The organism is Gemmobacter aquaticus, from assembly GCF_007859075.1.
Classification (GTDB): domain Bacteria; phylum Pseudomonadota; class Alphaproteobacteria; order Rhodobacterales; family Rhodobacteraceae; genus Gemmobacter; species Gemmobacter aquaticus.
In genome coordinates, this window is the sequence record NZ_VOAK01000017.1 from 1 (window position 1) to 808 (window position 808).

Consider the following 808-nt stretch of genomic DNA (forward strand, 5'->3'; position numbering starts at 1 on the left):
TTCATCTGGGTCATGGCGGGCGACAATGTCGACTACACCGACATGGACTTTGTCCAGCCGGAGGATCTGCTGTGAATCCGTTTGATCTTCAAGGGCATAAGGCGCTCGTGACCGGCGCCAATACCGGGCTTGGGCAGGCCATCGCGGTGGGTCTGGCGCGGGCCGGGGCCGAGGTCATCTGCGCCGCGCGGCGCGACTGTGACGAGACGCTGGCGCAGATCGCCGCAGTCGGTGGCCGGGGCGGGTTTCAGCCGCTCGATTTTGCCGACCCGATGGCGGCGTCGGATCTGTTCGAGGGGGCAGGGTACTCAATCCTGGTGAACAACGCCGGGATCATCCGCCGGGCCGACAGTGTCGCGTTCACCGAGGCCGATTGGGATGACGTGATCGACGTGAACCTGAAGGCCGTGTTCTTTACCTGCCAGGCCTTTGCCCGCGCCGCGATTGCCGAGGGGCGGGCCGGGCGCATCGTCAACATCGCCTCGCTTCTGTCGTTTCAGGGGGGGATCCGGGTGCCAAGCTACACCGCCTCGAAGCACGGGGTGGCGGGGCTGACCAAGCTCATGGCGAATGAATGGGCCGCCAGGGGCATCAACGTCAACGCCATCGCCCCCGGCTATATCGCGACCAGCAACACCGAGGCCCTGCGCGCCGACCCCGATCGCAACCGCGCCATCCTGGAGCGCATCCCCGCCGGTCGCTGGGGCCGACCCGAGGATATCGCCGGAACCGCCGTCTACCTCTGCTCAAACGCCGCAGCCTATGTCCACGGCGCTGTCCTCAATGTCGATGGCGGATGGATGGCGCG

1 protein-coding gene is annotated in these 808 nt (G+C 66.5%); it reads left to right on the top strand.

Annotation, left to right across the window (positions count from 1 at the left end):
• Positions 1-71 precede the first annotated feature (71 nt).
• A partial coding sequence (gene kduD / locus FQU74_RS09690; RefSeq protein WP_146286275.1) for a 2-dehydro-3-deoxy-D-gluconate 5-dehydrogenase KduD occupies positions 72-808 on the top strand: 737 nt, incomplete at its 3' end.